Source organism: Crossiella sp. CA198 (assembly GCF_052078295.1).
In the GTDB taxonomy this organism is placed as follows: Bacteria; Actinomycetota; Actinomycetes; order Mycobacteriales; family Pseudonocardiaceae; genus Crossiella.
In genome coordinates, this window is the sequence record NZ_JBQJIM010000045.1 from 38,925 (window position 1) to 47,481 (window position 8,557).

Annotated in this window: 7 protein-coding genes; 3 read left to right on the forward strand and 4 right to left on the reverse strand. The window is 72.1% G+C overall.

All coding sequences use genetic code 11. The features are described from left to right. The first annotated feature begins 230 nt into the window (after window positions 1–230). On the forward strand, window positions 231–1,940 hold the full coding sequence (locus ACTOWY_RS42435; RefSeq protein ID WP_441315244.1) for a substrate-binding domain-containing protein: 1,710 nt from the start codon (window positions 231–233) through the stop codon (window positions 1,938–1,940). Here the strand turns inward: ACTOWY_RS42435 and hpt are convergent. The 3 genes from hpt to ACTOWY_RS42450 are packed head-to-tail and all read right to left on the reverse strand — an operon-like array spanning window position 1,937 to window position 4,547. Then, on the reverse strand, window positions 1,937–2,491 hold the full coding sequence (gene hpt / locus ACTOWY_RS42440) for a hypoxanthine phosphoribosyltransferase (protein ID WP_441315245.1): 555 nt from the start codon (window positions 2,489–2,491) through the stop codon (window positions 1,937–1,939). The genes ACTOWY_RS42435 and hpt overlap by 4 nt on opposite strands. Window positions 2,492–2,509: 18 nt before the next feature. Further along, the gene (gene tilS, locus ACTOWY_RS42445) at window positions 2,510–3,469 is read right to left on the reverse strand and encodes a tRNA lysidine(34) synthetase TilS (RefSeq protein WP_441315246.1); all 960 of its coding nucleotides are present in this window, start codon (window positions 3,467–3,469) and stop codon (window positions 2,510–2,512) included. Between the two features lie 4 nt (window positions 3,470–3,473). Beyond that, a complete protein-coding gene (locus ACTOWY_RS42450) occupies window positions 3,474–4,547 on the reverse strand; it encodes a zinc-dependent metalloprotease (protein ID WP_441315247.1) in 1,074 nt (357 codons plus the stop codon). A 103-nt stretch (window positions 4,548–4,650) separates the two neighbouring features. Here ACTOWY_RS42450 and ACTOWY_RS42455 point away from each other — a divergent pair, with 103 nt between their 5' ends. Then, window positions 4,651–6,138 carry an alpha/beta fold hydrolase gene (locus ACTOWY_RS42455; protein WP_441315248.1) on the forward strand — a complete coding sequence of 496 codons (1,488 nt, stop codon included), beginning with the start codon at window positions 4,651–4,653 and terminating at the stop codon, window positions 6,136–6,138. On the opposite strand, the gene dacB is transcribed toward ACTOWY_RS42455, so the two are convergent. Further along, on the reverse strand, window positions 6,135–7,718 hold the full coding sequence (gene dacB, locus ACTOWY_RS42460) for a D-alanyl-D-alanine carboxypeptidase/D-alanyl-D-alanine endopeptidase (RefSeq protein ID WP_441315250.1): 1,584 nt from the start codon (window positions 7,716–7,718) through the stop codon (window positions 6,135–6,137). The two genes, ACTOWY_RS42455 and dacB, sit on opposite strands and share 4 nt — an antisense overlap. A gap of 182 nt (window positions 7,719–7,900) precedes the next feature. Between dacB and ACTOWY_RS42465 the strand changes: the two genes are divergently transcribed. Continuing rightward, window positions 7,901–8,395, forward strand: coding sequence for an inorganic diphosphatase (locus tag ACTOWY_RS42465; protein WP_185001289.1), 495 nt, complete (start codon window positions 7,901–7,903; stop codon window positions 8,393–8,395). Window positions 8,396–8,557 lie beyond the last annotated feature (162 nt).

Sequence of the window (8,557 nt, forward strand, 5' to 3'; positions counted from 1 at the left end):
GTCTCGCGGGTGTGAGCAGCGCCACCTCTAGCTGACCCGTTCGGTTGAGCCTTGATCGCTGAACGCTGGAGCCCACTGATCCGTACGAGTGAGTACGAAGTCGCCGTCTTTTCACGGACGAGTGAATATGTCATTCTCCGTGGTCGCAGACGTCGGGGTGCGAAAAATCTTTCACCATATCAGGTGGAAGTTGGTCGACTATTTTCTATACGGAAGGGTCTCGAAGGGCCATGTCTGGTCGTCACCAGCTCTCCAGGCCCAGCGCAGGTCTCAAGAGGGCCGCACTCCCCCTCGGCGCGCTGCTCGGTGTTGTCGTCGCGGCCGGGGCCACCGTGGTCGCGCTGCGGGTGTGGGACCCGACGGGCGGCTGCGCGGGCGAACTCCCGCTCTACGTGACCACCGCGCCCGCGGTGGAACTCGTGGTCAAGGCGGCCGCGGATGAGTTCCACCAGTCGAAGACCGCGGTCGGCGGCAAGTGCGTCAAGGTCGAGGTGCGCCCGATGAACTCCGCCGAGGCCGCCACCGACATCACCGGCCCGGTGATCCCCGGGCAGAAGGTGCCCGCGCTGTGGATCCCGGACTCCGGGCTGTGGGCCCAGCGCGGCAAGAAGCAGGCCGAGTCCTCGGCCGCGCCCAGCTCGGTGGCCTCGATCGAACCCGGCCAGTCCCTGGCCAGTTCGCCGCTGGTGATCGTGGCAGGCCCCGGGACCAGCGAGAAGCTGGGCGGGGCTGTGTCCTGGAAGCGGGTGGTCGACGGCGGTGTGACCACCACGATCGGCGACCCGGCGGGCACCACCGAGGGCCTGGCCACCCTGATGCTGATCCGTTCGCTGCTGGGCAACCCGGACGGCAGCCCGCGCCAGGAGCTGGTGGCCGCGCTGCTGCGGGTGGGCCGCAACACCATGCCGCTGGTGCGCGACGGCTTCGACAAGCTGGCCGCCGAACCGGAGACCGCGCCAGCCTTCTCCGCCACCGAGCAGGCGGTGATCGCGCACAACCGGCGCGGCCTCGGCGTCAAGGCGACCGCGTTCTACCCGGACGAGGGCACGATCTCCTTCGACTACCCGCTGACCAGGGTGGCCAGCAAGGAGGAGGCGCCGGGCACCGCCGAGGCGGCGGAGACCTTCAGCCGGTTCCTGCGCACCGACGGCACCGCCAAACGGTTCCGGGACGCCGGTTTCCGCGATCCCGGCGGCCGCGCGGACCAGGCATGGGCGGATTCCGGGGTGAGCCCGAACCCGCCCTCGCTGCTGCCGCTGCCCACCCCGGACCAGGCCGCCGAGGTGTTGCGCACCTACAGCGCGGTGACCCTGGACGCCCGGATGCTGGCGGTGATCGACGTCTCCGGCTCGATGGCGGCCAAGGCTGGCAACGGCCAGTCCCGGATCGAGCTGGCCCGCGACGCCGCCGGCACCGCGCTGGGGCTGCTGCCCGACACCACGCACATCGGCCTGTGGGCCTTCTCCACCGACCACGCGCCGAACCGGCACTGGACCGAACTGGTCAGCCTCGGCCCGCTGGCCGAACCGATGGCCGGGGTCAACCGGCGGGCCGCGCTGGCGGGCGCGGCGGCCACGTTGCCGGGCAAGGTCAAGGGCAACACCGCGCTCTACGACACGCTGCTGGCCGCGGTGCGCACGGTGAAGAAGGACTTCGACAGCAAGCGGATCAACTCGGTGGTGCTGATCACCGACGGCGCCAACGACAACCGCTCCGGGCTGGACCTGGGCGGGCTGGTGCAGACGCTGACCGCGGAGACCGACCCGGCCCAGCCGGTGCCGGTGATCGGCATCGGACTCGGGCCCGATGCCGATCTCAACGCGTTGCAGCAGGTCGCCAAGGTGACCGGCGGCAAGGCCTACGCGGCGCGGGAGGCCACTGACATCCGCGCGGTGCTGATGGACGCGCTGATCCAGCGGCGCTGCCGGCCGAACTGCTAGGTCGTGTAGACCTTGGGGTCGAGCGTGCCGATGTAGGGCAGGTCCCGGTAGCGCTCGGCGTAGTCCAGCCCGTACCCGACCACGAACTCGTTCGGGATGTCGAAGCCGACGTACTTCACCGGCACGTCCACCTTGACCGCGTCCGGCTTGCGCAGCAGCGTGCAGACCTCCAGCGTGGCCGGTCGGCGCGAGGCCAGGTTCTTCAGCAGCCAGGACAGGGTCAGGCCGGAGTCGATGATGTCCTCGACGATCAGCACGTCCCGCCCGGCGATGTCCCGGTCCAGGTCCTTGAGGATGCGGACCACCCCGGAGGAGGAGGTCGCGGAGCCGTAGGAGCTGACGGCCATGAAGTCCAGTTGCACCGGCACGGGCAACGCCCTGGCCACATCGGCCATGAACATCACCGCGCCCTTGAGGACGCCGACCATCAGCAGGTCCGAGGAGCGTCCGTCGGTCGGGTAGTCAGCGGCGATCTTCTTCGCCAGCTCGGCGGTCTTGTCCTGGATCTGCTGCTCGGAAACGAGCACGGAGGCAATGTCGCCCTCGTACACGGCGCGGCTTCCCCTCAGTCACAACGATCGGTCGAGGACCAGCCTGTCATGCGCGCGCCCGGCCACCAACCCGCCGGGCAGCGCGACACCCCCTTGACCACGCCAATGCGCCACCAGGGCGTCCACAGCCCGCAACTGGGGGTCGGTGAGTTCGCTCACACCCGCGCCGAGCAGCCAGCTCCGCAGCACCCGGCGGCGCAGCGCGGCGGGTGCCGCCTTGAGCGCGCCGACGGCCAGGCCGTCGCCGTCGCGGGCCTGGGCCAGCAGGGCGGCGGCCAGTTCGTCCAGGGCCTGGGTGTCCTCGCGGAGCTGGGCGGCGGTGCGGGCCAGCGCGGCGGCCACCCCGCCCTGGAGCACCTCCTCCAGCAGCGGCAGCACCTCCCGGCGCAGCCGGACGCGGGTGTAGGCCGGGTCGAGGTTGTGCGGATCGGACCAGGTGACCAGGCCGAGCGCGGCGCAGGCGGCCGCGGTGCTCGCCCTGGACAGGCCGAGCAGCGGGCGGCCCCACGGCGGGTCCAGTTCGGCCATTCCGGCGATCGAGCGCGGCCCGGAGCCGCGGCCAAGGCCGAGCAGCACGGTCTCGGCCTGGTCGTCCCTGGTGTGCCCGAGCAGCACCAGCGCGCCCTGCGGCGCGGCCGCGCGCAGGGCGGCGTAGCGGGCCCGGCGGGCGGCCGCCTCCGGCCCGCCAGGTCCGGTGACCTCGACGGTGAGCACCCTGGCCGAGGCGCCCAGTTCGCGGAGCTGCCCGGCGGCCCTTTCGGCGACCTCGGCCGAACCGGGCTGGAGCCGGTGGTCGACCACCAGGCCGTGCACGTCGAGAGCACGCTTTCGTCCACAGTGGACGGTCGCGGCGGCCAGCGCCAGCGAGTCCGCGCCGCCGGAGCAGGCCACCGCGATCTGGCCGGTGACCTGGTGGCGGTCCAGGAAACGGCGCAGCGCGGTGCGGACCTGCGAGACCGCCGGATCGGGCGCGGACAACGACTCAGCCGAGCACGCGGCGGATCCAGGCGTCCGGATCGGCGATCTCGGCCCGGCTGGGCAAGGTCTCCGGCGAGGTCCACACCCGGTTGAACTCGGTCATGCCGACCCGGTCGACCACGTGCCCGGTGAAGGCCGAGCCCTGGGCGTACTGGCGGATCTTGGCGTCCACCCCGAGCAGCGCGCGCAGCACCCGGTCGGCCAGCCCGCGCGGGTTGCGGCGCACGGTGAACCGGGAACGGATGGTGGCCACGCTGGGCACCACGGCCGGTCCGGCCGCGTCCATCACGTGGTCGGCGTGCCCCTCCAGCAGGGTGGACAGCGCGATGATCCGGTCCAGCACGGCCCGCTGCTTCGGCGTCTGCAACAGCTCGACCAGTGCGACCGGTGGTTCCTCGGTGTCCTTGCGGCGGGCCGAGCGCAGTGCCTCACCGGCCCTGGAGAGCAGTCCGGCGGTGGCGTCGTCCATGGTGGAGAGCAGGGTGCCGACCTGGGCGGCGAAGTGCTCGCGCAGCCAGGGCACCGCGGTGAACTGGAGCCGGTGGGTGGACTCGTGCAGGCACACCCACATCCAGAAGTCCGCCTCCGGCACCCGCAGGGCCTGTTGCGCGGCCACGATGTTCGGCGCGACCAGCAGCAGCCTGCCCGCGCCGTCCGCGCCGCCGAAGGGGTCGTACTGCCCGAGCACCCTGGTGCTCAGGTAGGCCAGCACCATCCCGGCCTGCACCCCGGCGGTCCCGGCCAGCACACCACCGCGCCAGCCGCCTGCGCCACGGGGCAGCGCGTGATCGGTGAGCGCGGCCAGGCCGTCCACGGCGGCCCGCACCCAGTCCGGGCGGTCGACCACATCGCCGGGCAGCAACGGCAGTCCCGCGCCGAGGCCGGTGATCTCGCGGACGTGGCTCTCCGCGGCGACGGAGAGTTCCCGCATCCCGCGCACGGCCGCCTGGGCGGCGTCGCGGGCGATGACGGGCCCAGGGCGGAGCAGCCGCTGAGCGGTCGCCGTGGCGACACCCCAGTCGACAGGCCCCGGCCCCTCAGCCGGATCCAGCGGCCGTGCGGCCGATCCCGCGTTCACCCCTAGGACGCTACCTGGCAGCCCCCGTGATCGTCATCGGCCAGCCGGTGAACAGCATGGTTACGGTCGCGATCGAGACCCTGACTCACTGAGAGGAATCCGGGTGAAACGACTGCTCAGAGGCTCGGTCGCGGCAGCGATGCTGTTGTCCGTCCTGACCGTGCCCACCGCCGCCGCCACGCCGTTGATCAGCTGGAAGCCGTGTGCGGAGGCCCAGCTGGCCGCCGCGGGGGCCGAGTGCACCGACCTCGCGGTGCCGCTGGACCACGCGAACCCCGGCGGCCCCAGAATCAGTCTGGCCGTATCGCGGGTGAAGCATTCGGTGCCTGAAAGTGCGTACCTCGGGGTGCTGCTGGTCGCCCCGGACGCCTTCACCGGCGGCGGTTACCTGTTCCCGCTGACCGCGGCCAGACTGCCCGGCGCGGGCGCGGCCTACGACTGGGTCGGCTTCGCCCGGCGCGGGCTCGCCCCGAGCAGCCCGGCGCTGAGCTGTGTGCCGGACTACCACGACTTCAACCGCCCGAAGTACGTGCCTGCCTCGGCCGCGGACGAGCAGGTGTGGCTGGACCGGACCAGGTCCTACGCGCAGGCCTGCGCCAACCAGGAGGCCAAGGCGCTGCTGCCGCACATGCGGGCGGTGGACGTGGCCGCGGACATGGATTACGTGCGGGAGGCGCTCGGCAGGCAGACGGTGTCGCTGTTCGGCCAGACACACGGCAGCTACCAGGCCCAGGTCTACGCCACCCGGTACCCGTTCCGGCTGGGCCGGATGGTGCTGGACAGCAGCACCGACCCACGCCGGGTCTGGTACGGCGCGAACAACGTGGACCTGGCCCAGCCGTTGCAGCGCAACTTCCTGCTCTGGTTCGACTGGCTGGCCGAGCACGACGCGAGCTACCACCTCGGGCGGACCCGGGGTGAGCTGAAGGCGTTGTGGGACAATAAGATCCGCGAGGTGAGCGAGCAGCCGGCCGGTGGCGCGATCGGGCCGTCGGAGCTGCTCGACTTCTTCCTGGTGCCCGCCTACAACCAGGCGAGCTGGCCGGTGTTCGGCCAGGCGCTGGCCGACTGGGTACGCACCGGTGAGGCCGAACCGCTCAAGGCGCTGTTCACCCAGGTCATGCACCGCGGCAACGACAACGTCTACGCCGCGCTGCTGGCCCAGATCTGCACCGACGCGCAGATGCCAGCCGACTTCCCCGGCTGGCGCCGGGATGCCCAGGCGCTGCACACCGTCGCCCCGGACACCACCTGGGGCAACGTGTGGTTCAACGCGCCCTGCCTGCGCTGGCCGGTGGAGGCTTCCGCGCAGGTGAACACCGGCGGCCAGACCCGCACGCTGTTGCTGGCCGAGACGCTGGACGCGGAGAGCCCGTTCACCGGCAGCCTGGAAACCCGGTCCCGCTGGCCCAATTCGGCGTTGCTGGCCCAGCCGGGCGGCACCAGCAACGGCGTCACGCCCAACGGCAACGCCTGCGTGAACGCCGCGCTGAACGCCTTCCTGCTGCGCGGTGAGCTGCCTGCCAGGCAGCCGGGGGTGCGGGCGGACGCGGAATGCGCGCCCAACCCGCGGCCGGTGCCGTTCAGTTAGCCACAACCACAGCGCCGCAACGCCGCGGCCAGCGAGTCGAGCGCGTCCCGCGCCGGATCGCTGGCCGCGCCGGTGGCCATGAAGGAGAAGGCCAGCAGGCGACCGTCGTTGGTGGTGACGACGCCTGCCAGGCTGTTCACCCCGTCCAGGGTGCCGGTCTTGGCCCGCACCCAGCCGCGGCCGGTGGCGTTCTGGCCCTTCTCGTACCGCTTGGCCAGGGTGCCGGTGCCGCCGGCCACCGGCAGGCCGGTGAGCAGCGGGCGCAGTTTGGCCGCCTTGGCGTCGGTGCCGGCGGCCGCGGCCAGCAGCGAGCTGAGGAACTTGGCAGGCACCCGGTCCTCGGTGGACAGGCCGCTGCCGTCGGACATCTTCACCCCGGCCAGGTCGAAACCGTTGCGGGAGAGCACATCCAGCGCGGCCTTGCTGGCACCGGCGAAGGAGGGCTCGTTGCCGGTGCCGCGGGCGGTCTCCCTGGCCACCGCCTCGGCCAGGATGTTGTCCGAGGTGGACAGGAAGGCCGCGACCAGCCGGGGCAGCGGCGGCGAGTCGACCTTGGCCAGCACCTTCGCGCCCTTGGGCGCGGAGCCGACCTCGGTGGCCGGGTTGCCGCCGAGCCGTTTGGCCAGCTCGCTGGCTGCCGCCTGAGCCGGTTTGTCGGTACGCGGGGTGGTGGAGGTCAGCGGGTCGCGGCGGGCCGCGTCGACCATCAGCGGCACCATCGGCGCGACGTGCCCGCCCGCGATGTCCACCGCCAGCCAGCCGGGGGCCAGCGGCGGACCGGCGTACCGGTCCACGTCGATGACGATCTTCTTGACCGGTCCGCCCGCCTTGGCCTTGACCTGCTCGGCGAGGTCGTCCAGGCGCGCGGCGTCCGGGTAGAAGTAGGTGGGCTTGGTGGCGGGCAGCGCGGACAGCGTGGTGTCGCCGCCGCCGACGAGCACCACGGTGCCCGGTTCCGGACCTTCCAGCACGGTGGTGCTGAGCCGGGTCTGGTGGTCCAGGGCGAGCAGCGCCGCGGCCGCGGTGACCAGCTTGCCGGTGGAGGCCGGGGTGCGCGCGGTGCCCGCGCCGCGTTCCCACAGCACGTTGCCGGTGCTCGCGTCGAGCACGCTGCCGGTCAGCTCACCCAGCGCGGCGTTGCCCGCGAGGGGGTCCAGCGCGGCGGCCACGCCCTTCGGGCTGGGGGTGGGGGCTTGTGCGGGCAGCGCGCGCAGCGCGGCCTGCGGGTTCAGCGGCGCGGGCGGCGGCTGGGTGCCTGCCCCGCCTTCACCGCTGAGGCCGAGTTGCTGGGCGATCCAGGGCCCGCCGAGCACCCCGCCCACGCCGAGCCCGGCCACCAGCACCAGCACGGCGGCGAGCAGCAGAAGTTTCCTGCCACGTTTCCCCGGTTTGGGTGGCGCCGCGGCTGCGGTGGCGGCCGCGGGCGGCGGCGGTCCGACCCTGACCGGCTGCGCGGGGGCCGCACCGGGCACCGGCAGCCGCACCGTCACCTGGTCCAGGCCCGGGTTGACCTGCGGTGATGCGCCCTGCTGCGGCGGTGGCACCGGGCCGTTGCCGTGCGGCTGCTCGCCTCCGGTCACGCGTGTCCTCCTGCGGCGGATGGAGAAAGGAACTTCTGAACTCGGTCAATGTCACACCGTCCCAGGCCCGCTCGGAGCGGTTTCGGCGCGACTCTTGGTCCACACTAGACGGGTCTAGACACAGCTCGGCTGCGCCTGCTAGCCGGGGCACGTGCCGATCCGAAGAACGAGCGAGGAACCGCGTGGAGTTCGACGTCACCATCGAGATCCCCAAGGGTGTGCGGAACAAGTACGAGATGGACCACGAGACAGGGCGCATCAAGCTGGACCGCACCCTGTTCACCGCCACCCAGTACCCGGCGGACTACGGCTTCGTGGACAACACGCTCGGCGAGGACGGCGACCCGCTGGACGCGCTGGTGCTCGTGCAGGAGCCGACCTTCCCCGGCTGCCTCATCCGGGCCCGCACCATCGGCATGTTCCGGATGACCGATGAGAAGGGCGGCGACGACAAGCTGCTCTGCGTCCCGGCGGCGGACCCGCGCTCGGAGCACCTGCGCGACATCCACCACCTCGCCGAGTACCACCGCCTGGAGATCCAGCACTTCTTCGAGGTCTACAAGGACCTTGAGCCGGGCAAGAGCGTGGAGGGCGCCTCCTGGGTCGGCCGCACCGAGGCCGAGGCCGAGGTCGTCCGCTCCTACGAGCGCCTGAAGAACGCCGACGGGCAGCACTGACCCGCCCGCACCCGGAACACACAACGGCCCCGAGCGCAGGGCGGGTTCACGTGGTCGTTGCAACACCTCGATCTGAGGGGTTGCAACGACCATGTCGTTTTCGGAGGACCTTCACCAGCACCGTGACACGCTGCTGAGGATGATCGACGCTGGCGTGCCAGT

Bases quoted from the DNA above. Each gene is read 5' to 3' on its own strand.
- ACTOWY_RS42435 (WP_441315244.1), top strand. From the start codon at position 231: ATGTCTGGTCGTCACCAGCTCTCCAGGCCCAGCGCAGGTCTCAAGAGG.